Annotated in this window: 20 protein-coding genes and 2 pseudogenes; 8 read left to right on the top strand and 14 right to left on the bottom strand. The window is 73.7% G+C overall.

Translation table 11 applies throughout. The annotated features are described in order from the left end of the window. Positions 1-237 precede the first annotated feature (237 nt). On the top strand, positions 238-972 hold the full coding sequence (locus ACIA8Q_RS23680; RefSeq protein WP_387906917.1) for a hypothetical protein: 735 nt from the start codon (positions 238-240) through the stop codon (positions 970-972). A 174-nt stretch (positions 973-1,146) separates the two neighbouring features. On the opposite strand, the gene ACIA8Q_RS23685 is transcribed toward ACIA8Q_RS23680, so the two are convergent. The 5 genes and pseudogenes from ACIA8Q_RS23685 to ACIA8Q_RS23705 form a co-directional block, all read right to left on the bottom strand. After that, the gene (locus tag ACIA8Q_RS23685; RefSeq protein WP_396317634.1) at positions 1,147-2,517 is read right to left on the bottom strand and encodes a glycosyltransferase; all 1,371 of its coding nucleotides are present in this window, start codon (positions 2,515-2,517) and stop codon (positions 1,147-1,149) included. 133 nt (positions 2,518-2,650) lie between these two features. Further along, positions 2,651-3,394: an SDR family oxidoreductase gene (locus tag ACIA8Q_RS23690; protein ID WP_360215212.1), complete on the bottom strand. Its 744-nt coding sequence runs from the start codon at positions 3,392-3,394 to the stop codon at positions 2,651-2,653. Between the two features lie 95 nt (positions 3,395-3,489). Continuing rightward, positions 3,490-3,942: pseudogene (locus ACIA8Q_RS23695) on the bottom strand (SAM-dependent methyltransferase); the annotation flags it as partial. 249 nt (positions 3,943-4,191) lie between these two features. Then, positions 4,192-5,124, bottom strand: coding sequence for an ADP-ribosylglycohydrolase family protein (locus ACIA8Q_RS23700; protein ID WP_360215293.1), 933 nt, complete (start codon positions 5,122-5,124; stop codon positions 4,192-4,194). A 37-nt stretch (positions 5,125-5,161) separates the two neighbouring features. Then, positions 5,162-5,332: a hypothetical protein gene (locus tag ACIA8Q_RS23705; RefSeq protein WP_396317635.1), complete on the bottom strand. Its 171-nt coding sequence runs from the start codon at positions 5,330-5,332 to the stop codon at positions 5,162-5,164. 254 nt (positions 5,333-5,586) lie between these two features. Here ACIA8Q_RS23705 and ACIA8Q_RS23710 point away from each other — a divergent pair, with 254 nt between their 5' ends. Further along, positions 5,587-6,057 (top strand): hypothetical protein, encoded by a 471-nt coding sequence (locus tag ACIA8Q_RS23710; RefSeq protein WP_396317636.1) that lies wholly within the window; start codon positions 5,587-5,589, stop codon positions 6,055-6,057. A 103-nt stretch (positions 6,058-6,160) separates the two neighbouring features. Here the strand turns inward: ACIA8Q_RS23710 and ACIA8Q_RS23715 are convergent, their stop codons facing one another. After that, positions 6,161-7,045 (bottom strand): hypothetical protein, encoded by an 885-nt coding sequence (locus ACIA8Q_RS23715; RefSeq protein WP_360215203.1) that lies wholly within the window; start codon positions 7,043-7,045, stop codon positions 6,161-6,163. A gap of 58 nt (positions 7,046-7,103) precedes the next feature. After that, a complete protein-coding gene (locus ACIA8Q_RS23720; protein ID WP_360215200.1) occupies positions 7,104-7,580 on the bottom strand; it encodes a hypothetical protein in 477 nt (158 codons plus the stop codon). A 127-nt stretch (positions 7,581-7,707) separates the two neighbouring features. Here ACIA8Q_RS23720 and ACIA8Q_RS23725 point away from each other — a divergent pair, with 127 nt between their 5' ends. Further along, on the top strand, positions 7,708-8,289 hold the full coding sequence (locus ACIA8Q_RS23725) for a hypothetical protein (RefSeq protein WP_396317637.1): 582 nt from the start codon (positions 7,708-7,710) through the stop codon (positions 8,287-8,289). Between the two features lie 13 nt (positions 8,290-8,302). On the opposite strand, the gene ACIA8Q_RS23730 is transcribed toward ACIA8Q_RS23725, so the two are convergent. From ACIA8Q_RS23730 to ACIA8Q_RS23740, 3 genes are all read right to left on the bottom strand, one after another. Continuing rightward, positions 8,303-8,776 (bottom strand): hypothetical protein, encoded by a 474-nt coding sequence (locus tag ACIA8Q_RS23730; RefSeq protein WP_360215194.1) that lies wholly within the window; start codon positions 8,774-8,776, stop codon positions 8,303-8,305. A gap of 104 nt (positions 8,777-8,880) precedes the next feature. Further along, positions 8,881-9,024 (bottom strand): hypothetical protein, encoded by a 144-nt coding sequence (locus tag ACIA8Q_RS23735; RefSeq protein ID WP_360215191.1) that lies wholly within the window; start codon positions 9,022-9,024, stop codon positions 8,881-8,883. Between the two features lie 308 nt (positions 9,025-9,332). Continuing rightward, complete coding sequence (locus ACIA8Q_RS23740; RefSeq protein ID WP_360215188.1) at positions 9,333-9,905, bottom strand: nuclear transport factor 2 family protein; 573 nt, start codon at positions 9,903-9,905, stop codon at positions 9,333-9,335. Positions 9,906-10,166: 261 nt separating this feature from the next. Here ACIA8Q_RS23740 and ACIA8Q_RS23745 point away from each other — a divergent pair. The 4 genes and pseudogenes from ACIA8Q_RS23745 (at position 10,167) to ACIA8Q_RS23760 (ending at position 14,755) form a co-directional block, all read left to right on the top strand. Further along, a pseudogene (locus ACIA8Q_RS23745) lies at positions 10,167-11,355 on the top strand (IS110 family transposase). Positions 11,356-11,788: 433 nt separating this feature from the next. After that, complete coding sequence (locus ACIA8Q_RS23750) at positions 11,789-12,349, top strand: SMI1/KNR4 family protein (protein WP_360215185.1); 561 nt, start codon at positions 11,789-11,791, stop codon at positions 12,347-12,349. Between the two features lie 183 nt (positions 12,350-12,532). After that, on the top strand, positions 12,533-13,792 hold the full coding sequence (locus ACIA8Q_RS23755; RefSeq protein WP_360215182.1) for a damage-control phosphatase ARMT1 family protein: 1,260 nt from the start codon (positions 12,533-12,535) through the stop codon (positions 13,790-13,792). A gap of 747 nt (positions 13,793-14,539) precedes the next feature. Beyond that, positions 14,540-14,755, top strand: coding sequence for a hypothetical protein (locus ACIA8Q_RS23760; RefSeq protein ID WP_360215179.1), 216 nt, complete (start codon positions 14,540-14,542; stop codon positions 14,753-14,755). Between the two features lie 188 nt (positions 14,756-14,943). Here ACIA8Q_RS23760 and ACIA8Q_RS23765 read toward each other — a convergent pair whose 3' ends face one another. The 4 genes from ACIA8Q_RS23765 to ACIA8Q_RS23780 all read right to left on the bottom strand — a co-directional run bounded on the left by ACIA8Q_RS23765 (position 14,944) and on the right by ACIA8Q_RS23780 (position 21,235). Further along, a complete protein-coding gene (locus ACIA8Q_RS23765) occupies positions 14,944-16,317 on the bottom strand; it encodes a M14 family metallopeptidase (protein ID WP_360215176.1) in 1,374 nt (457 codons plus the stop codon). A gap of 403 nt (positions 16,318-16,720) precedes the next feature. Then, positions 16,721-18,667, bottom strand: a complete 1,947-nt coding sequence (gene ftsH, locus ACIA8Q_RS23770) for an ATP-dependent zinc metalloprotease FtsH (protein ID WP_360215173.1) — start codon at positions 18,665-18,667, stop codon at positions 16,721-16,723. Positions 18,668-18,905: 238 nt separating this feature from the next. After that, positions 18,906-19,511, bottom strand: a complete 606-nt coding sequence (locus ACIA8Q_RS23775) for a disulfide bond formation protein DsbA (RefSeq protein ID WP_360215170.1) — start codon at positions 19,509-19,511, stop codon at positions 18,906-18,908. Positions 19,512-19,627: 116 nt separating this feature from the next. Beyond that, the gene (locus tag ACIA8Q_RS23780; RefSeq protein ID WP_360215167.1) at positions 19,628-21,235 is read right to left on the bottom strand and encodes an alpha/beta hydrolase; all 1,608 of its coding nucleotides are present in this window, start codon (positions 21,233-21,235) and stop codon (positions 19,628-19,630) included. A 285-nt stretch (positions 21,236-21,520) separates the two neighbouring features. Between ACIA8Q_RS23780 and ACIA8Q_RS23785 the strand changes: the two genes are divergently transcribed. Next, entirely contained in the window at positions 21,521-22,396 is an 876-nt protein-coding gene (locus tag ACIA8Q_RS23785) for an NUDIX domain-containing protein (protein WP_360215164.1), read from the top strand. The last annotated feature ends 79 nt before the right edge of the window (positions 22,397-22,475 follow it).

Consider the following 22,475-nt stretch of genomic DNA (forward strand, 5'->3'; position numbering starts at 1 on the left):
CCCGGCGCCTGCCGCCCTGCTGGGTTGCTCCGCCCGGCGTCGGCCGCGGCCGGCCGCCGGGGAGGGCCCGGGCGTCCGGTGTCGCGGAAACGATTCCGCACGCCGGTCACAGCCCTCCCGCGCCCGGACGTGGCGTCACCCGTTCGGCCCCCTCGACACGGTAGTGTCCGCTGGCGCGGCCGGCGGCGTCACCCGTCCGCCCGCCGCCCGTCCGACCGCACCGACCTGGAGGAACCCGTGCCGGCTCCCGCCCGTGCCGCCCTGGCCATAGCCGCGGCCGCCCTGATAGCCGCAGCCACCGGCTGCTCGCCCGGCGGCGGCCACACCGCCAAGCCGGCGGGCCGCAGCACCGCCGCCGCACCCGCCGGCGACGCCGCCGACCCCAACGCCGGAGCGGCCCCCGCACCCGCCGCCGTCGTCACCGGAGCCGGCCCGAAGAGCTCCTACGACGTCCAGCCGCAGCCCGCGCCGGGCAGCTGCAAGTACCGCTACACGGCCGACAAGCAGCCGCTGCCCGACCCGAACTGCACCCCCGGCGCGATCAGCCCGGCCGTCAACCAGGGCAACCTCAACGACACCATCTGCAAGACCGGCGGCTACACCTCGACGATCCGCCCGCCGTCCAACATCACCGGCAAGGAGAAGGCCGAGAACGCCAAGTCCTACGGCTACAGCGGCCCGATGGGCGACGCCGAGTACGACCACCTGATCAGCCTGCAGCTCGGCGGCGACCCCAACGACCCGCGCAACCTCTGGGTCCAGCCGCCCTCCCCCGACCACGTGCCGGGCAAGGGCCCCAACAACCCCAAGGACTCGGTGGAGACCCACCTGCACACCGCGATCTGCAAGGGCCAGACCACCCTCGCCGCCGCCCAGCAGGCCATCGCCACCGACTGGACCACGGCCGAGGTCAAGCTCGGCATCAAGTCCGGCGGCGCGCCGACCGCGGCCCCCGACGCCGACGGGGACTGACGGCGACGGGGGTTGACGGTGACGGGGACTGGCGGCGAGCGGGACTGACGGCGAGCAGGCCGGTCCCCGGGGTGCCCCCGGGGGTGGCCCGGGCACCCTGAACCCGGGCACCCGGAGCCCGGCCTCAGCAGCCCTGAGCGGCTCTCAGCAGCCCTCAGCGGCCCCCGGAGACCTTCAGTGACCCTCAGCAGCCAGGGAGTCCACCAGCTCGGCGATGGCGTCGAACGGCCGGTACTCCGCGAGCTCCGCGCCCAGCGCCCGGGCCCGCTCGCGGAACCGGCCCCGCCCGAGCACCTCGTCGACCGCCCGCCCCACCGCGGCCGGATCCGGGCGACCGGTGCGCAGGTCCACCCCCACACCCGCCCACTGCACCCGGGCCGCCACCTCCGGCTTGTCCTCGCTCGCCCCCGCCACCACCAGCGGCACCCCGTGCCGCAGCGCGGTGTGCACCCCGCCGTAACCACCGTTGCTGACCAGCACGTCCGCCTGCGGCAGCAACCGCTCGAACGGGACGTACCCGGCGGCGCGCACGTTGCCCGGCAGCTCCCCGCCCAGCAGATCCACCAGCGCCGCCGGCCCCTCCGGGCGGCCGGTGACGGCCACCACCAGGACGTCGCGGTCCGCCAGCGCGGTGACGGTCGGTACCACCAGCTCCCCCAGGTCGGCGTTGGCCAGCGTCCCCTGCGTCACCACCACCACCGGCCGCCCGTCGGACAGCTCGTCCCACCACGACGGCAGCGGCTGCGCCTCCCCGTCGACCCCGGGCAGCGCCCCGATCAGCCGGAACGACGCCGGGGCGTCACTGCGCGGGTACTCGAAACCCGGCACGGTCAGCTGGAGGTAGTGGTCCGGCACCGTCACCATCGCCAACCCGCGCGGCCCCTCCGGCATCCGCACCCCCAGGCCCGCGTACACCTTCGCGGCGTACTCCCGCAGGGGCTCGCCGCGCCGCTCCAACTCCGCCAGCAGCGCCCGGTTGCGGGCCCGGCCCTCCTCCCCCGGCATCGGCGGCAGCGCGTAGCCGAACGGCGCGGTGTCCACGCTCGGCAGCATCACCGGCGACACCCCGATCCCGATCAGCGCCGGACGCTCGGCCCGCGGCCGGCCCGACGCCAGTGCCAGCGCGCCCTGCACGAACGCGTCGGCGATCACCGCGTCGGCCGGGAAGTCCGCCAGCAGCGCCAGCAGCGTCCGGTACTGCGCCGGAATCGGGTCCAGGAAGACGTGCCGCACGTCGAAGCCGATCCGCTCCGGCCCGGGCGGCAGCGCCGACCGGCCCGGGAACGACGCGTCCAGGTCCCGGTCGTCGAAGTCCGCCTCGGCGGGCAGCGCGGCGAACCGCACCCCGGCCCGGCGCGCCGCCCCGGCGAACCGGGAGCCCCCGAGGAAAACCACCTCGTGCCCTCGGGCGGCGAGGTCGGCGGAGACGGCCAGCAGCGGGCCGGTGTGGCCGTGTGCGGGCAGGGCGGTGGTGATGATCCTGGACAGCGGGGACTCCTCGGGTCGGTCGTCGGCGGTCGGTGGTCGTCGGTCGCCGGTGGTCAAGTGCGGCGGTCGTCGGTGGTCGTGCGGCGGCCGTGCGTCGGCGGACGGACCCACGGTAGGCAGGGCCGGTTGACGTCCGATGAACGCGCCGCGCGGCGCCGCGGCCCGCGGTGCCGCGACGCCCGGGCACCCCTCAGCGGCCGAGCACCGCACCGCCGTTCAACCCGATCACCTGCCCGGTGAGGTACCCGGCGGACGGCGAGGCGAGGAAGCCGACCGCCTCCGCCACATCGGCGGGCGTACCGGCCCGACCGACCAGCGTGTCGGCGACCTTCCCGGCGTGGAACTCCTCGCTCCAGCCGGCACCGAAGATCTCGGTGTCCGCCACGTAACCCGGCGCGAGCACGTTCACCGTGACACCGTCCGGGCCCAACTGCCGCGCCAGCCCGAACGCCCAGCCGTGCAGCGCCGCCTTCGCCGCCGCGTACGAACCGGCCGAGTGCGGGCCCGCACCGCCGCGCTGCGCCGCCGCCGAACTGATCACCACCAACCGGCCACCGGGCCGGCGCAGCCTCCCCTGCAACGCGGTCGTCAGCAGCACGGCGGTGAGCAGGTTGGCGTCCAGGTCCTTGCGCCAGGCGTCAGCGAGGGCCGCCAGGCCGTCCCCGGCGGGCGGGGTGACGATGGCGCCCGCGTTGTTCACCAGCACGTCCACCGGGCCGAGCCCGGCGATCCGGGCGGCCGCGGCCTCGACCGCCGCCGGGTCCGTCAGGTCCGCCGGCACCGGGACGATCCGGCCCGGGCCGACGGTCTCCTCGATCCGCGCCCGGGCCTCCTCCAGCACCGCCTCCCGGCGGCCGAGGATCACCACCCGGTTCCCGTCGGCGGCCAGGCGGGCGGCGATCGCCCGGCCGATCCCGGTCCCCCCGCCGGACACCACCGCGAGCCTCACTGGGCGGACCCGGAGGTCTCGGTGGCCCCTGCGGACCCGGAGGTCTCGGTGGGCTGAGCGGACTCGGCGGACTCGGTCTCGTAGTACTCCTTCATCAGCTCCACCGACCACTCCGACTGCCGGACCTCACCCCGCGGCCCGAACTCCGCCAGGTACGGCTTGATGTCGAGCACCGGCGTACCGGCCACCGCGTCCAGCCCGGTCACGTGGAGCTCCAGACCGTCGACGCGGACCAGCTCGCACCGCGAGACGCCCAACCGGTTCGGGCGGTTCTTGCCGCGCTGCGCGAAGATGCCGACCAGCGGCCAGTCCGGGTTGCCGCGCGGGCGCCGGGCCCCGGACTCCACCTCGTCCTCCGGGACGCGGTCGAAGTGGTAGACCACCTCCAGGTGCGAGAAGTCCGCCAGCCCGTACAGCGCCTCCTCGCCGAACCGCTCGCCGTCCAGCCGGATCACCGCACCGACACTCCCCCAGCCGTCGTCCCGCACCTCCTCCCGCCCGCCGACCACCCACGCCACCGGACGGACCGTCACCTCGACTGCCACCTGGCCCCCTCATTCGCTCTCGAACCGCTGCCACCGTACGGTAGCCCCGCCCACCACCGACCCGGCCACCGGGTCCGCCGGGCCCCGGAAGGTCACGAGGTCAGGACGCTCGGGGCCGTCGGGCCGGTGGGCCGTCGGGCCGGTGGATCGGTGGGACGTCGGGCTCTTGCCCCTCAGGTCGTCGGCCCGTCAGATCGTCGGCCCGTCAGATCGTCGGCCCCTCAGATCGTCGGCCCGTCAGACCGGGCGGCCCGGCCAGGCCGCCAACCGCGCGGCCAGGTCCACCAGATCACCCACCCTCAGCACCCGCCCACCGGATCCGGGCAGCGGCACGTGCAGCGGCTCCGTCCAGCGCGCCGGAATCGCCGCCAGGCCGTACCTGGCCCCGGCCAGGGCCCCGGTGACGGCAGCCACCGTGTCGGTGTCGCCGCCGAGATCGACGGCGGCGCGGAGCGCCTCCTCGAACCCGCTGGTGGTGCGCAGCGCCCACACCGCCGAACCGAGGCACGGCCAGACCGCCCCGTTCGCCTCGGTGGCCCGGTCTGGGTGCCAGTCCGGCGCCAGAACGGCGGCGTAGCGGTCGCGGTGCTCGGCGTCGACGTGGGCCAGGGCGTCGGGGACGGCGGCGAGCGGATCGGCCCCGGCGAGGGCGAGGCGGACCAGCTCGTGGAAGATCGCCGTCCCCTCCCAGGCCGCCCGGTCCCCGTGGGTGAGGGCGGCGATCCGGCGGGCGGCGTCCATGGTGGCCGACCGTCCGGCGTCGGCGAACGCGACGGCCGACGTCGAGGCGCGCATCAGCGAACCGTTGCCGGCCGCCCGCAGCGTCGAGTTGAAGTGGACGGCGGCCGCGAGGTCCCACGGCATGCCGTTGGTCAGCACGTCCTCCGTCTGGATGCCGATGTCCTTGGGCTCGGCGGCGGCCCAGCGCCGGAACCGTTCGAAGACGTCCGGGAGGTCCAACTCCCCCCGGTCGAGGAGCGATTCGGCGACCAGCACGGCCATCTGCGTGTCGTCGGTCGCCTCACCCCGCTCCCAGCCGCCGCCCGCCGCCAACTCTCCCCCGCCGTCCGGGAACCGGGCCGAGAACGCCCCGGCCGGGCCGAACTCGTAGGGCGCGCCCAGGGCGTCACCCACCGCCGCCCCGACGACCGCCCCTGCCGCTCGTGACACCACGCCCCCCGTTCCCTGGACGAGTCATTCCAAGTGATCAGTGATCGTAGGCGATCAGGGGCCGTGTGATCGGCTGTCCGGTCCTGTGGTCGTGCCAGGTTGCCACGGCCGGCGCGAGGACGCGTCGGGCGACGCGGACGGCGACGCCCTCAAAGGTCCGGCCGCCGCGTTGTTCCAGGTCGAGCAGGCCTTTGAGGGTGTCGTTCACCGACTCGATCAGTTGAGTAGGCCACAAGCTGTGGGAGACCGGACGCCGCCGCCATGGCCGCCCGTGCCGGACCTCCCGGTCCGCGCTGTGGCCAAGAGCACCCAGGACAACGCGAAGGTCTCAGGTCTTCCGCCGTCTGCTGCCCGCCGCTGTCGAAGGCGGCGACGACCTGGCCGCCTTCGCGTCCCGGCCTCGGCCCGGTGTTGCCCGAACCCCGTGCCGTGTTCATGCCGTTGGTGTCATAGTCGGACGCTATGTGGACAACGCTTGCGCCGCTCATCGGCGTCCTACTCGGCGGACTCATGTCGATGCTGGCCCAGCGCTCGGCAGGACGCGCCCTGGAACGCGGCGAGGCGCGCCGCAGTGTTCGTGAACTTGCCGAGGCGCGCCGCAACGAGCGTCTCACTCACCTCATCGAATTTCTGTCTGCGGTGCAGGAAGCAGAACGAGTCGCGGTGGATCGGCATCACCACGACCTGGCTGACGAGCAGTGGCAGGCCCGGGCAAAGCAGGTCCTTGACAGGGTGTGGGTGATGCAGAAGACGATCCACGTACTGTGCCCGTCCGAGGTCAGCGAAGCGGCACGCAGCCTCGCGTTCGCACTACAGGACGTGATCAGAAAGGGCCCCGAAGACCCGGGAGAGCCACAGGACGAGAAGGTCTGGGCACACATACATCCGAGCCGACAGGCATTCCTTGATCTCGTGCGCGACCAGCTGAGTTGAACCCCGGGGAGGGATTCGGCAGCTGCCGTGAGCGGCCCGGGACAACGCCCGCGCCCGACTCCTCGGCTTCACCTCACCGCAACGGGTGGACGGCGGCACACCGTTATCGGCCCGCCCCGTCCGGCCGGGTGCCGAGGGCCCGGGCGAGCCGGTCGGCCGTCTCACCCGACACACCCGACGCGCCGCTGTGCGCGGCGTGTCGCGGGCTCGCCGGGGCGTCGCACCGGAGGACGTGGTCGGCAGGCCCCCCGGCCACCCGCCTGCACCACGACGGGCCGCGCCACGACGGCCCGCGCCGGCCGCGGTCTGCGGACGCCGGCGACTCCCAGCGGGCGGCCGGCCAGACCGGGCGGTCCAGCAGGAAGCGCGCGGCAGCGGGCGCGTCCGCCGCCGCCACACCGGCCGCGGTGAGGGCCGCCCCGATCGACCCGACCGCCCCCTGCGGGGTCTCGGCGTCACCGACCAGCGGGAGCAGCAGGAGCAGCCGCGCGTGCGGGTCGTGGACCCCCGGGGCCGCGCGGTCCGGCGTCCGGGCCAGGTGTGCGGCCTCCCGCCAGGACAGCCCCGGGCCCCGCTGGTGCTCCGGCGTCCCGAGGCGCCGTGCGACGTACCGGTCGACGTCCGCCAGCTGCACCGAACGTCCGCCCCAGCCGGGGTGGTGGATCCGGAACTCCGTCCCCCAGTCCGTGGGGAACTCCACGCTTGTCACGACCACCCGGTGACCGCCGCCGAACGGCACCAGGACCTCGGACTCGCCCCACAGGTGCGCGTCCCAGGCCGCTTCGGCGTCGACGGCGTCCACCCCGAACCAGCGTGCCAGGCACCGGCCTTCCGGATCGTCCAGCGCCCACATCCGCATCAGGTAGGCGGCCCAGAAGGCCGGACGGATCAGCCTCCCGTCCGGGCTGCCCTCGCCCTCCCCCGGCCCCGGCCGGTGGCTGCCCTGGTCGCCCTCGTCGCCCTGGTCACGCGTGTAGTCGCTCGGCACCGGCCCAGCCTGCCACCCGCGTCCGCACCCCCGCACGCCACCCCGGTAGCCGGGCGGGTCAGTCCTCCAGCACGGTGTACCCCAGCGCGCGGGCCTGCTCGGCGACGGCCTCGAAGCGCGCCACGGACGACAGCGTCGCCACCAGCCCCCGGCCGACCGCCCCGCCGACCAGCACCGCGGCCACCGCCTCCCGATCGACCTCCCGCTCGTAGTAGTCCTCGGCGAACGCCACGTACGCCTCCGGGCCCTCCCCGGTGAGCAGCCCGAACAGCCAGTCGGAGCCGTCCGACTCGCCGTCGGCGAACTCCACCGGACCGCACCGCCACGCCGGGGCAGCCGCCTCCCTCCAGACGCACACGGTGGCGTCGAAGAACCCCTCGAACTGGAACTCCGGCGCCTGCGCGTACGGCGCGAGCGACGCGGGCAGCCCGTCCAGCAGGCCGGGCCAGTGCGCGCGCTGCTCCGCCCGCCACGGGGTGGCGTCGCTCTCGTGGTCGAAACCGTGGAGGAACACCCCGGCCTGATCGAAGACCACCGCGTAGTCGTCCCCGGAACCGTTGTACCGGGCCGCCCGTGCGGCCGTACGCCGGTGCGCCGGCGCACCCGCACGACTGTCAGACCCGGGTGGCAGCATCCCCCTACGACGACGAGAGGGGGCGACGGTGAGCTTCCTGGGGATGTGGTGCCTGCTGCCCATGACGGCCGACGCCGTCGCGCAGTACGCGCCGCGGCTGCGACCGGCCGTCGACGCCGAGGCCTCCCTACCCGGGTCGCGGGAGCTCCTCGCGTGGTGGCGCGAGGCGGGAAGCACCGAGGAATCACGGCACCACCTCGTCGAGTCCGCCGCGCCGTCCGCACTGGACGACCGGATCTGCCTCGTCTACGAGGCCTGGGAACGCGGGGGCGACGACTCGCTGCCCCGCCTCGCCGTCTCGGCCCGCAACTCCTACCCGGCGGCCGCCCTGGCGCACGCCCTCGGCCCCACCCGGTTCGCGCTCCTCCCCGGCTGGTTCGGCGATCTCGTCCTCACCCCCGAGGAGGTCCGGCAGACCCTCCCCGCCGTCGAACAGGCCTTCACCTGGGACGCCCCCGCGCGCCACCACGCCGAACGGCTCCTCACCGCCGCCCTCCGCGACGAGGCGACCCGGGCCGACCTCGACACCCTCCTGGACGGCGTCCCACCCGTCTGGCGCGCCGCCGCCGACACCGGCCGGGGCCTCCTCGGCGCCCACTTCCTGCCCTGAGCCCCCGACCGGGTCAGTCCACGTCCGACGGGTGCTGCGCGCGGCTCGCCCGCAGGAAGGACTCCAGCCGGTCCCGCTCCGTGTCGAGGTTGCTCAGGGTCTCGTAGGCGTGCTCCCGGGCGATGCCCGACGGATGGGTGACGAGTTCCCGGTAGAGGATCCAGACGCCTCCCCGGATCAGCTCCTCGCACTCCTCCTGCTGCACGGTGTCCCCGGCGCCGAAGGCCAGGAGAAGACCCAGCAGGGCGGTGCGGGCCACCGGCGTGGTGACGGCCGGATCGGCCAGCGCCGCGAGGACGACGGCGGCGGCCGCGGGAGCCGGGTCCATCAGGCTGGACTGGATCATGACGTGACCGTCGATCTCCGCCAGCGTCGCCTCCCCCGGCGTACGCGCGGTGATCAGCCGGAGCAACGCACCCGGCAGATGAGCCGCCGATCGCCCGCACCCGCAGGAGAACGCGCCCCAGTCGTACCGGTCGATCTCCATGCGAACCACCCGCATTCCGGGCGCCTCCGCCATCCCACCCACCCCCGTTCCGGCCCCGCTCCCCGATCCCGATCCCCCCGACCCTACGGGTGCATCCCCACGCACTACTGCCGCGCCCCGCTCTCCGTCACGATGTCGACGGCGACCCGGAGCGGCGTCTCCGCTCTCCCGAGCAGCTCCCGGGTGATCGCCATCGCCTCGATGACGGTCGCACCACGCTCAGCCAGGAGCGCCTGAACGGCCCCCATCCCATCGCCCTCGAGAACCGGCCGGGCCTCCTCGACCGGCGCGTTCCACCGCGCCGCCCGCTGCACGGGAAGTCGGCCTGGTCGACTTCCCGTGCAGCGGGGCCCGGTTGCCTCATCCGGGCCCGCGCCATCCCCCCCAGCACCAAGCCCTGGAGCAGCAGCCAGCCAGAGCCGGCCATCAATGACCGGCTGGACGGCTCCTGGCCGGCGTCGTGGGCTGGCGGTCGTGGCAGTGTGCACCGGAAGTCGGCCGGGCCGACTTCCGGTGCGTCGGCGGACGGGCCGTGGCTCCACCGCTGGTCGGGAGTTCAGAGGCCGGCCGCCACTCCACCCGGCCGCCACCGCGAGCGCGCACCGGCCACTGGGGCCGCCCGGCGGTGCGCGATCTGACCAGCGGGCGGGGTCCAGTCGGCGGGGAGGCCGGACTGGGCGAGGACGGTGGAGAGGCTGTAGCGGTCGCGGTCGGCGGTGATCCTGCAGTGGCTCCCGTCGAGGTCGAGGACGGTGGTCATCGGCACGGCGAACGGCGTCGGTGCGCCCTTGAGGTGGCCCGCGTAGACGGCGTCGACGGTGATGCGGTCGCCGTTGCGGTGAGCGGCCCGCACGGTGACGTGGACGCCGTCGATCAGGCCGTCCGCGCGGGCCTTCCACCCGGAGATCTCCTGGCGGCCGTGGAAGGTGACGCCCACGCCCTCGTCGGAGTAGGTGCCGTCGACGGTGAACAGGGCGCCCAGCGCCCGGGGGTCGGTGCCGTTCCAGGCCCGGGCCCAGTCGTTGACGATTCTCGACGGACGCCGGCCGGCGTCCTCCACAGCCTGCGCGGTGGTGGCGGCCGAGACAGCGGTGGCACAGAGGGCCGCGGCGGCGACCAGTGTGCTCACGGCGTGGGGCGGACGGGACGTCATGGTGCTGCCCTACCTTTCTTGGTGGGTTGAAACTGATCATTCGTAAGATCGGAGCTACCCAGGGGATCTGGGTATGGCTACATGTGCTGCGCCGCCGATGGCTCAAGGAGCTTGGCCGCCCGGACCCCCGCGACGACTCGACCGCCAATTGGGATCTGCGACTCGATCGCTTTGTAGGGCAACGCCGGCGAGGTCGTCTGCTGGAAGTTCGACCGTGACGAGCTGGCGGAGGTGACCGTGCCCCGGATCTGGGCCGGAGTGGACATCGGCAAGGAGCATCACCACTGTGTGGTGATCAACGCGGACGGCGAACGGCTGCTGTCCCGCCGCGTCCTGAACGACGAATCGGCCCTGCTGGAGCTGATCCAGGATGTCCTGGCCCTCGACGAGGACGTGCTCTGGGCCGTCGATCTCAACCACGGCGGCGCCGCGCTGCTGATCAGCCTGCTGGTCGGCCACGACCAGCCGCTGGTACATCACCGGCCTGGCTGTCCACCGCGCCTCTGGCACCTACCGCGGTGAGGGCAAGACCGACGCCAAGGACGCCTACGTCATCGCCGACCAGGCCCGCATGCGCAAGGACCTCGGCCTGCTGCGGCCCGGTAACGAGATCGCTGTCGACGTGCGGACGTTGACCACCCGCCGCACTGACCTGGTGGCCGACCGGACTCGCCAGATCAACCGCCTTCGCGCCCAGCTGCTGGAAATATGCCCGGCGTTGGAGCGCACGCTGGAGCTCACCAACAAGGGCCCGGTCCTTCTGCTGACCGGCTACCAGAGCCCGGCGGCGATCCGCCGGGCCGGCGCGAAGCGCATCGAGACCTGGCTTCGCAACCGCAAGGTCCACGGCGCCGCCGCGCTGGCCAAGGCCGTCGTGGACGCGGCCGAGGCCCAGTACACCGCCCTTCCCGGCGAGAAGCTGGCTGCCGCGATGGTGGTCCGGCTCGCCAAGGGGGTGATCGCCCTCGACCAGGAGGTCGCCGAGCTCGACACCATGATCGAGGCCCGGTTTCGCGAACACCCGTACGCCGAGGTAATCCTCAGCCTGCCCGGCATGGGCAAACTCCTCGGTGCCGAGTTCCTGGCTGCCACCGGCGGCGACATGGCCGCCTTCGGCAGCGCCGACCGCCTCGCCGGATACGCCGGCCTGGCTCCGGTCCCGCGTGACTCCGGACGGGTCAGCGGCAATCTCCGCCGCCCTCGCCGGTTTCACCGCGGGCTCCTGCGGTCGTTCTACCTCTCCTCGTTCGCCAGCCTGAAGTCCTGCGCCGCTTCGAAGGCGTTCTACACGCGCAAGCGAGCCGAGGGGAAGGGCCACAAACAAGCCCTGCTGGCGCTCTCGCGCCGCCGCGTCAACGTCCTGTGGGCCATGATCCGTGACGGACAGTGCTATCACGATTCACCTCCCGTCACTGCAACGGCTTGACATCAGCATTGGGAAGCTCCTTCGGGCGGGCTGGGCAGTCGTGCAGTGCGGAGGTGCGGGGATGGCGCGTCAGACGACCGGACCGGCACGGCCCGTCGGGACTCGGCGCACCTCCCGTCCGTCCGGGTGCGTGTGCGGGGTCCATGGCGCACAGCCTCACGTCAGGGGCTGTCCACTTCCCAGACCTGCGGGGAACGGCGGCTGTCCGGCCCTGTCCGCACCTGTCCACCCGCTTCGCCCGGAGCCGTACGGCGGCTGTCATGCGCCGGGCCCTGGGGATCCGGTGCGAATCGGGTTCCGTGGTCGGCGACCGCGGTTGCGGAGTTCGCCTCGCACAGACGTGATCACTAGGGTGTCCCAGGCCGCGGCGGGAGCCGCGCTCCTGCGAAACGCTCGGCGGGGCTCTGTCCGGGCTCTCTGAGAGGCACTGCTGATGCATCCGAGTGTTGCCCGGTTGGCCGGGGTTCTGCCGCCGCACGACGGAGCCGGCGATCCCGTCGACTGGGACGCGGCGGCCCGCAGATGGGGCACTCGGTTCCCCGCGGACTACCGCGCCTTCGTGTCCGCCTACGGTGGCGGATCGATCAATTGCTCGCTCCACGTGGGGCTGCCGCTGAAGGATGTCCAGGACCCTCGCAGCCACCTGGGGTTCGAGGAGTTGATCGAGTGCGGGTACGAGCTGCTCGACCTGAACCCCGAGGACGGCCCGGCCCTGCGGGGGAGGTTCTCGTGGGCCGTGGACTGCAGCGCCAACCAGGCGTTCTGGGACACCACGGATCCGGATCCCGACAGGTGGACCACCCTCGTACTCACCCGGGACGGCGACTGGGTCGAGTACGACTGCGGCATGGTCGACTTCCTCGTCGGGTTCCTGGCCGGGGAGATCAGTCCTCAGCCCATGGGCCTGTTCTCCCCGGATCAGCCGGTCTTCCTGAACTGGCGGGAAGAACAACGGCTCAAGGAGGCGGGAATCGACCCGTGGCCCCACCTCTGACCCTCGGCCCGTACACCCCAGCGCGCGGCCCGCGACACCGGCCGCCCGGAGCAGGTCACGATCCATCCGCATGGGGGCAGGAACGGGTGGCTACGCCCAAGGGTGGTGCAGACCTCGTGCGAGGCCCGTCGGCAGTACTGTCGGACCGGCCGCCCGGCGATGATGAGAGAAACGAGCAGCACCGTGTCGAACGCACCCGTGATCCGCAGCGACGTCCCCGGGTCGTTCGCCTGGGGCGTCTTCCACCAGCGGCACCCGGTGCTCCTCCGACAGGTCCTCGGCGCGCTGCCGTACGGGCCCGCCGAGCGGGCGGCGGTCGGGCGGCTGCTCGCGGAGAGCACCACCGGTGTCCTGGAGCCGCCGGGCACGGACAGCCCGGACGCCAGGCAGTGGGTGGAGTGGGGCCGGGGCCTGTGGGGCAAGCCGTGGGGCGAGGCGCCGTTCCTGTGGGCGGAGAGCTACTTCTACCACCGCCTGCTCGACGCCACCGGCTACTTCCGGCCCGGTGCCTGGCAGGGCGTCGACCCGTTCGCGCCCTTCAAGGCCGACGAGCTGGCCGGGGCGGCGGTCGACGACGAGCTGGCCTCCCTCGACGTCCTGGACGGCCTGCCGCAGAGCCGACGGGCGGACGCCCTGCTGTCGTCCGCCCTGTGGGGCAACCGCGCGGACCTGAGCTTCCGCATCACCGCCGAGCCGGAGGGTCCGCCTGCGCCCGACGGCCCGGCCTCCTCCGACGGTCCGGCGTCCTCCGACGGTCCGGTTTCGGCCGCCGGCCGGGCCGCCTCCGGCCTGCTCGCCGACGACAGCGCGCAGCTCTGGGCCACGCTGGAGCGGGCCGGGGGCGGGCGGGTCTGCGTCGTCGCGGACAACGCGGGCCGGGAGCTCCTCCCGGACCTCGTCCTGATCGACCACCTCCTGACCCGCGGCCTGGCGGCGCAGGTCGCCCTGTACGTCAAGCCGCAGCCGTACTTCGTGTCGGACGCGACGACGGCCGACGTCCTCGCCGCACTCGGCCGCCTCCGCACCGCTCCCTCACCGGCCGCCGCGGCGGCCGGCGGGCGACTGTGGCAGGCCATGGGCGACGGAACGCTCGCCGTCCGCACGCACCCGTTCTTCTGCGCCCCGCTGCCGTACCACGACATGCCCGGGGACCTGCGGGCCGAGTTCACCGGCGCGGCCCTGACCGTCCTCAAGGGAGACCTCAACTACCGCCGCCTCGTCGGCGACCGGCTCTGGCCGCCGACCACCCCGTTCGCCGAGACGACACGCCACTTCCCCTCCGCCGTCGCGGCACTGCGCACCCTCAAGTCGGACGTGATCGTCGGCCTCGACGACACCCGTGTCACCCGACTCGACGACACCGCCACCCCGTGGCGCACCAACGGCCGCCACGCCGTCATCCAACTCGCCCCCGCCAACACCGACGTCGACGCCGAGGGTTGACGCCGCTGGCGGCGAGCCCGGTCAGACCGGAGCGCCCACCGATGACGCGGGCCGCGCCGTGCACTCCCTCCGGCCACGCGTCGCGGGCCGCAGCGGTGCAGCGAACGACGCGATCCCCGGTGATCGCCCGGAGCCTCGATCGATTCATGACGTCACTGCGCGATAACAGTCCTGCACATGAAGGTAGTTGGCCTCCGTCTGCTGCCAGACTCGGTCCTGGCCATCCGACCCACAGGTAAGGCACCACTCGTGACCGACCCCGACCTATCCCGCCCCAACCAGGGAGGGGCGCAGAACCCCGACTCGGCCAGGGCACCATCCGGTCTTGCGCCGTCGGTTCAGCCGGCCACGCCTCGCCCACGCAGGTTCAAACCCTGGCAGGTCGCCGGCATGGGCTGCGGTGGCCTGTTCGCCCTGCTCATGGCCATCGGGATCATCGGCTCGATCGTCGGTCCTCTCCCGAGGGCCATGCCGCCCAGCGCGTCGACCACACAACCGAGGCCGGCGGCGGTCACGGGCATCGCAGCTCCGGTGACGGCGTCGGTAGCAGCACCGGTGCCGTCTGCCAGTCCAGACCGGGAAGCGAGAACCACACCGCCGTCAACGCCGCCGTCCACGCCGGCCACGCACAGCCCGACCGTGCAGGCGCGGCCCGCGGGTCCGCAGGCGGCCACAGCAGCCACAAGTACGCCCTCGCCGGTCACGACCGGCTGCGGGCCCACACGTGACGTCATCGTCCGGTTCGTCGTGCCGGGTCTCCCCCCGAGCTCAGAGCTTCTCGGAGCGTACGCAATCGCGACCTGCGAACCGACGTTCGAGAACCTGGAGAGGACGGCCCCGAAGGAACCGGGCTACTGCACGCAGGCGGCCTGGGCGAGCGACAACCCGGGCTACGACACCGACGTCACACCCGCCCCGCCACTGAAGAAGGTCCAGGTGTTCTTCGGCCCGGCCTGCCGCTAGTCGGGATCAGGAGGCGTCCACCGGGCCTTCCGACGTCCTCTGCCGTGGCACCGGGCCCGTCTGAGCTGCAGCGGACAGGCCTCCGCCGCCGGCGCTTCTCGCGCGCCGGCGGCGGAGGCCTCGACTCTTCGTGAGCGTCGGCCCGTTCGGCGAGGAAGGGCCGGGCACCCGCTCCGAGGTGTGTGCGGTCAGGCCGGGATGCCGCAGTACTGCTGCTGCTTGCCGATCACGCGGTAGACGCAGTCGGCGGTCTCCACCAGGCGCAGGACCGCCTCGCGGTTGCGGCTGGTTTCGCGGCCGATCACCTCGTCGGGCGGGTAGAAGCCGCTGCTGCCGTTGGGGCCGGGGTACATCTCGAAGGTGTAGGCGAAGACGCGTTGGGCGCCCCAGAGCCAGTCGTCGATCGCGCCGTCGGTGATGTAGAGGTCGCTGGACTGCTCGGGCGTGTAGCCGTTGGTGGCGGCCATGCTGCGGCCGAGGGTGGCGAAGGTGTTGTACTCGTCGGCGGTCATGCCGGGCACCGTCTCGGCGGTGGTCCAGCCGAACGGCCAGAGCACCAGTTCGCTGTAGGTGTGGAAGTCGATGGCCGCGGTGATCTGCTGCTTGCCGCCGACGATCCGGCTGCGGACGAAGTCGGCGACGACCTTGGTCTCCCGGGCGGACTCCGGGGCGCTGCCCCGGTAGGTCTCGCTGGAGGTGGAGCCGGAGGAGCCGCCGCAGCAGCCCCACTTGTAGTTCCAGTTGCGGTTGAGGTCGGTGCCGACGCTGTTGCTGCCGGAGTTCGGCTGACGGTCCTTGCGCCAGCTGCGGTAGCGGCCGGTGGCGATGTCGTACTCGCCGCCGTCCGGGTTGAGGTCGGGGATCACCCAGATCTCGCGGCTGTTGACGGCGTTGGCGATCCGGCTGTCGGTGGCGTACTTGTCGCCGAACTCGTGCAGCAGGTACAGCGCCATCTCGACGGTGAGGTGCTCGCGGGCGTGCTGGTGGGCGGTGAACAGCACCTCGGGCTCGTTCTCGTCGGTGCCGACGTTGTCGCTGATCTTCACCGCGACGATCGGCCGCCCCTCGTACGAGGTGCCGATGACGCGCTTGCTCATGATGTCCGGGTGTGCGGCGACCACGGCGTCGATGTCGGCGGTGGCCTCGGCGTAGTTGTGGTAGCCGGAGTCGGCCTGCGGGAAGTCGTTCACCCCGCTCAGGCTCCCGACGTCGGGCCCGTCGCCCTGTCCGGTACCCGGCTCGGCGCCGTAGCGGGGGCCGGGCAGCGCGACCGGGGACCAGCCGAGCGCCCGCAGCCGCTCGGCCTCGGCGGGGGTGGCGGTGACCACCACCGCGTCGGGCAGGACGGCGTCGACGGCGGCGCCGGTGGCGGCGACGGCGGTGCGTTCGGCGACGGTGCGGGGGCCGTCGAGCCGGTACTGCCGCGCGGCGTCGACGGACGCGGACGAGGGAGCGGGGCGGCGGTCGGGGGAGGCCGCCCGGGCGGTGATCGGTGTGGCGAGGGCGAGGGCCAGCAGCACGGCGGTGGCCGCAGCGGGCTTCCCTCGGCGGGGCAGTCGCATGACTGTCCTCCTGTGGGGGTCCGTGGGGGCGGAACGGTGGAGGAGGTGAGGCGCGCGCCAGCATGATGGTCCGCCAGTGTCATGGGTTCGTCAAGACACTGGGAAGGAAAGGAAAAGCCCCCCGAAAACCCCCACCCGACGGCGCCCGAGCCGGCCGCCACGCCAACCGGGCAGGCGCGCATCCTGATGGAACCGGGGGACGGCGCCGACCCCCGACTCGCGCACATGGTGCGGGACTCGAGCGCCGGATGGCCGGCCGCCCACGCCACCCTCCGCATGCCTGCGGGGGTCGGCCGCCCCCGCGCATCGGTGATCCGCACCTCGGCGGTCCTCCCCGCACACAGGGATTCAGCGCCGGGGGCGCGGGGTGCGGGGATGCATCAGGCCAGGCTGGGCGTGGGGGTCAGGGGGCGGGGGTGGGGTGGGTGAGGAGGGTGAGGACGACGGTGCCGTCGACGGTCTCCTGGGCGACGAGGAGGGCGGCGAGTTCGTCGAGGTGGTGGCGGTGTTCGCGGAGGAGGTCGACGGCGCGCTGTTCGGCGCGGCGCAGGAGGCGGGCGACGGCTTCGTCGACGGCGCGCTGGGTCTGTTCGGAGTAGGGGCGGCGGAGCAGGTCCTCCGGGGTGTCGCCGAGGAACTGCGGGGCGCCGGAGGAGTAGCCGACGGGGCCGAGTTCCGGGGAGAGGCCGAACTCGCGGACCATCCGGGTGGCGACGCCGGTGGCGTTGGCGAGGTCGTTGGCGGCGCCGGTGGAGCCTTCGCCGAAGACGACCAGTTCGGCGGCCCGCCCGCCGAGTTGGACGGTGAGCAGGTCGGTCAGGTAGCTCTCGCTGTACAGGTGGCGTTCGGCTTCGGGGAGTTGCTCGGTGGCGCCGAGGGCGACGCCGGCCGGGATGATGGTGACCTTGGCGACCGGGTCGGCGTGTTCGCAGAGCGCGGCCATCAGGGCGTGCCCGGACTCGTGGACGGCGACGGCGTGCCGCTCCTCGGGCAGCAGGGCGTTGGAGGAGTCACGGCGGCCGAGCAGGACGCGGTCGCGAGCGGCGTCGAGGTCGGCGGCGGTGAGGGTGGCGCGGTCGGCGCGGACGGCGTTGATGGCGGCCTCGTTGAGGAGGTTGGCGAGGTCGGCGCCGGAGAAGCCCGGGGTGCCACGGGCGATCCGGTCGAGGTCGGCGTCGGGGGCGAGGGTCTTGCCGCGCACGTGGACGGCGAGGATGGCGGCCCGTTCGGCCTGGTTCGGCAGCGGGACGGTGACCTGGCGGTCGAAGCGCCCGGGGCGCAGCAGGGCGGGGTCGAGGGCGTCGGGGCGGTTGGTGGCGGCGATGACGACGATGCCGGTGCTCTGGTCGAAGCCGTCCATCTCGGCGAGCAGCTGGTTGAGGGTCTGCTCGCGTTCGTCGTTGCCGCCGAGCCGGGTGCCGCCGGCGCGGCGGCCGCCGACGGCGTCGATCTCGTCGATGAAGATGATGGACGGTGCGCGGTTGCGGGCCTCGTCGAAGAGGTCACGGACGCGGGAGGCGCCGACGCCGACGAACATCTCGACGAAGCCGGAGCCGGTGACGGAGAGGAACGGCACCTCGGCCTCGCCGGCGACGGCGCGGGCGAGCAGGGTCTTGCCGGTGCCGGGCGGACCGACCATGATCACCCCGCGCGGGCCCTTGGCGCCGGCGGCGGCGTACCGGTCCGGGCTGCGCAGGAAGTCGACGACCTCGCTGACCTCCTGTTTCACACCCTCGTACCCGGCGACGTCGGCGAAGCCGGTGGCGGGCCGCTCAGCCTCGATGATCTTGGCGCGGGAGCGGCCGATGGCGCTCAGGCCGCCGCCGAGCGCACGGGTGGCCATCCGGCCGGACCAGAGGAAGAGTCCGCCGAAGATCAGCAGCGGCAGGAACAGCAGCAGGGTGGACCAGATCGAGCCGCCCCCGCTGCGGGTGGCGGTGACGTCGACGTGCTGGTCGGCGAGTGCCCGGCTGAGCTGGGAGGTGTCCAGGGCGGTCGGGATCTGGCTGGTGAAGTGCGTGCCGTCCTTGAGGCTGCCGGTGACGCCGCCGGTGTTGTTGACGTTCACGGTCCGGACCTGTCCGGCGTCGACCCGGTTGAGGAGGTCGGTGTAGCCGTAGCGGGTGCCGGTCGGACCGGGGCTCGCGAACAGCACCAGCAGGAGCAGGGCGACCAGGACGGCGACGGGCAGCAGCCAGCGGCGCGCCGACGGCGGGGGCGGCTTGCCCGGCGGCGGGCGGCCCGGGGTGGGCTTGCGGGGACGGTCCGGGCCGACGCCCGACCCCCAGCCGCGGTGTGGCGGCGGGGTGGCCGGGTGTCGGGCGGCGCGCGACCGTCCTCGCACGATCATCGTCGCTCACCGCCTCTCGGCACCTCCGGGCCCACCCCTCCATGGTGGGGCCGGATGCGCCCGGACGGGAGTCCTGGGGGCGACGAGAGGGCCGGGGCGGGCGGGCCGGGGCAGCCCGGGCGGGAGGCGGCGGGCCGGGAGACGGCGGACGGCGGTCGGCGGAAGGAGGCCGGCGGAAGGAGGCCGAAGGACGCCGGAGGGACGCCGAGGGCGGCAGTGCAGGCCCCGGGCGAACGCCTCAGGAGAAGTCGAGCGAGCCCGTCCGGGTGCGCTTGAGCTCGAAGAACTTCGGGTAGCCGGCCAGCAGCCGCACGCCCTCGAAGACCCGGACGGCGTCCTCGCCGCGCGGGATCGCCGTCAGCACCGGGCCGAAGAACGCGACGCCGTCCACGTGGATGGTCGGCGTGCCGACCTCCTCGCCGACCGGGTCCATGCCCTCGTGGTGGCTCTTGCGCAGGGCGATGTCGTGGGCGGTGCTGTCCGCGGCGTCGGCGAGCTGTTCGGGCAGCCCGGCCGCGACCAGGGCCTCCCGGATGACGTCGGCGTCGGCCTCGCGGTCCTGGTCGTGCAGGCGGGTGCCGAGTTCGGTGTAGAGGTCGCGCAGCACGTGCTCGCCGTGCTGCTCCGCGGCGGCGATGCAGACCCGGACGGGGCCCCAGCCGGTGGTCATCAGGCGCTGGTACCGCTCGGGCAGGTCGGTGCGGCCCTCGTTGAGGACGGACAGGCTCATCACCCGGAAGTTGAGGTCGAGTTCGCGGTGGCGCTCGACCTCCAGGATCCACCGGGAGGTGATCCAGGCGAACGGGCAGATCGGATCGAAATAGAAGTCGACTTTGGTGGTCACGCCGGAGAGACTAACCGTCCGAGTGGACCGGTATCCAGGGCCAATCGATATTCGATGGAGTGGGCCACTCACCCGCTGCCGGTCGCCCCGCCGGCTGCGGACGGGCTCCCGCCGGGTCAGCTGCAGGTGGTGCCGTCGGCCGGGACCGTGCCGTCCAGCAGGTAGCCGTCCACGATCTTCTTCAGGCAGGGGTTGCCGGTGTTGTAGCCGCCGTGGCCCTCGCCCTGCAGGGTGACGGTGACGCCGACGCCGGGGCCGAGCTGCTGGGCCATCGCCCGGGCGCCCTCCACCGGGGTGGCCGGGTCACCGGTGGTGCCGACCACCAGGATCGGGGCCGCGCCGGCGGCGGACACCTCCGGATGGTCGGTCCTGCCCGCCACCGGCCAGCCGGTGCAGCTGGTCAGCCCCCAGGCGGTGAAGGCGCCGAACACCGGTGAGGCACTGTCGAACTGCGGCAGCTGCTGCTGGACGTCCTGGTCGGAGTAGCGCTGTCGGGAGTCCACGCAGGAGATGGCCCGGTTCGCGGACATCAGGGTGCTGTAGTGGCCCTGCGGGTCCCGGCCGAGGAGCGCGTCGGCCAGCTGGAGCAGCGTGTCGCCGGTGCCCTGTTGGGTGGCCTCGGTGAGGCCGGCGGCCAGCGCGGGCCAGGTCTCCTGGCTGTACAGGGCGGCGGCGATGCCGGTGAGGGCCAGGCTCTCGGTGAGTTGGCGGCCGCTCGCCGTGGGCAGCGGGGACTGCTCCAGCTTCTTCAGCAGGGCGGTGATCGTCGCGGTGCCCTCGGCGCCGCCGCCGCCGGTCGGGCAGGCCGGTGCCTGGCTCGCGCAGGCCTTCATGAAGTCGTCGAGGGCGAGTTGGAAGCCCTGGGCCTGGCCGAGCGCGGACTGCTGGGGGTCCTGGGTCGGATCGACCACGGAGTCCAGCACCATGCGGCCGACCTGGTGCGGGAACAGGTGCGCGTAGACGCCGCCGAGCTCGGTGCCGTAGCTGATGCCGACGTAGGAGAGCTTCTCGTCGCCGAGCGCCTGCCGCATCAGGTCGAGGTCGCGGGCGGCGCTCTCGGTGTCCACGTAGGGCAGCACCGGGCCAGCGTTGTGCTCGCAGGCGGCCGTGACCTGTGCGTTGCTGTCGTCCAGGGCCTTGACCGCCTCGGGGCCGCTCGGCGTGCTGTCGACGGCCGCACTGGCGTCCGTCGCCCGGTCGTCCAGGCAGTGCACCCCGGCACTCTCACCGACTCCGCGCGGGTCGAAACTCACCAGGTCGTAGCGGGAGTTGAGGGAGTCGTAGGTGGCCGCGAAGGCCGGCAGGGTGGCGACGCCCGAAGCGCCGGGGCCGCCGAAGTTGAACAGCAGCGAGCCGATCCGGTGCTGCGCGTCCTTGGCCGGGGTCCGGATCAGCGCCAGGTCGATGGTGCGGCCGCCCGGGTCGGCGTGGTCCAGCGGGACCTTGAGGGTGGCGCACTGCCAGTCGCCGGCGGGAGCCGTCCCGGCGCCCTGGGCGGTGCTGGGTGCGGCACAGGTGTGCCAGTCGAGGTTCCGGGCGGACGGCCCGCCGCTCGTGGTCGCCGCGGCCGCCATGGCCGCCCGGTCGGCCGGGGAGGCGGGGGAGGCGGGGGAGGTCGGCGCCGGCTCGGCGGTGGACCGGCCGTCGTCCTGGCAGCCGACGGCACCGGTGAACAGCAGCGCTGCCAGGCCGACCGCTCCGGCCCCGCGAACGACGGTCTGCATGGTGCGGTCCACCTCTCGGGTTGACGGGCGCGCTCCGGCGCACGGCCGCGCGGCGTACACCCCGGCGCCCGGCACGGTCGACGCATCACCGACCCTAGGGGCGGCGGGGCGGCCGTGCCCGCCGGAAGCCCCGGACGGGGGGCGTGCGCCGGACCGGCCGCCACCGGCCGTCCGGGTGAAGGAGCGATCCGCCCTCCGGGTGAGGGTTCAAGCCGCCCGTCAGGTGGCAGCCTCAACCGCCGGCCGCCCGCGCCGGGCGGCGGCCCCGTCTGCAGGGAGGGCGACTTGAGCACCGACTTCACAGGCTTCGACTCCACCGGTTCCGACTCCGGTTCCGACTCCGGTTCCGGCTCCGGCCCCAGCTCCAGCTCCAGCTCCAGCGAGTCCGGTTCCGCCTCCGCCTCCGCGTCCGCGAGGACGAGCGCGGGCCCGGCCAACGACGACTACGACAGCGTGGACGTCTTCATCACCAACAGCCGGCACGAGGTCCTGCTCCAACTGCGCGACGACAGGCCGGACATCTGCTGGCCCGCGTACTGGGTCGTCCCCGGTGGCCACCGCGAACCGGGCGAGACGCCGTACCTGACCGCCGTCCGCGAGCTGCGCGAGGAGACCGGCCTGGACGTGCCCGGCCTGCTGCCCTTCGACCCCGTGCCGTACGAGGGCGCGACCACCGGCCCGTACCGCTTCTTCCACGCCGTGGTGGACGTCGACCCGGCCGACCTGGTCCTCGGCGAAGGCCAGGAACTGCGGTTCGTCCCGATCGCCGAGGCCCAAGGAATGAAGGTGCCGCCGGCGGTCAGGGACTACCTGCGCCAGCTGGAGGGCCACCTGCGCACCGGCAGGCCGCGGGTCTGGGCCGTGATCGACGAGATCCACCGCCACCTCTCCGACCACCGGGCGGCGATCGGGCAGCCGCTGCTGCCGCTCCAGGTGGTGAAGATCCAGGAGGAGGCCGGGGAGGTCGCCGAGGCCCTGCTCGGCGTGCTCGGCGCCAACCCGCGCAAGGGCGTCAGCCACACGGTGGCCGACCTGCAGGGCGAGCTGTGCGACGTGATCACGGCCGCCATGGTCGCGTTGCGCGAGACCACCCCGGACGCCGCCTCCGTCCTGGCCGCCCACCTGGCCGCCTGGCGCCCGGGGCCGCGCGCACAGGCCTGACCCGGTGGGGATGCCGCGGCGCGCCCGCCATCCCCACCGGCACCGCCACCGCACCCGGCACCGCCACCGCCACCGCATC

The organism is Kitasatospora sp. NPDC051705, from assembly GCF_044453265.1.
Taxonomy (GTDB): domain Bacteria; phylum Actinomycetota; class Actinomycetes; order Streptomycetales; family Streptomycetaceae; genus Kitasatospora.

Coding starts and splice junctions, on each gene's coding strand:
- ACIA8Q_RS23710 (WP_396317636.1), top strand. CDS start 5,587: ATGTGGACAACGCTTGCGCCGCTCATCGGCGTCCTACTCGGCGGACTC.
- ACIA8Q_RS23730 (WP_360215194.1), bottom strand. CDS start 8,776: ATGGAGATCGACCGGTACGACTGGGGCGCGTTCTCCTGCGGGTGCGGG.
- ACIA8Q_RS23735 (WP_360215191.1), bottom strand. CDS start 9,024: ATGGGGGCCGTTCAGGCGCTCCTGGCTGAGCGTGGTGCGACCGTCATC.
- ACIA8Q_RS23750 (WP_360215185.1), top strand. CDS start 11,789: ATGCATCCGAGTGTTGCCCGGTTGGCCGGGGTTCTGCCGCCGCACGAC.
- ACIA8Q_RS23765 (WP_360215176.1), bottom strand. CDS start 16,317: ATGCGACTGCCCCGCCGAGGGAAGCCCGCTGCGGCCACCGCCGTGCTG.
- ftsH (WP_360215173.1), bottom strand. CDS start 18,667: ATGATCGTGCGAGGACGGTCGCGCGCCGCCCGACACCCGGCCACCCCG.
- ACIA8Q_RS23780 (WP_360215167.1), bottom strand. CDS start 21,235: ATGCAGACCGTCGTTCGCGGGGCCGGAGCGGTCGGCCTGGCAGCGCTG.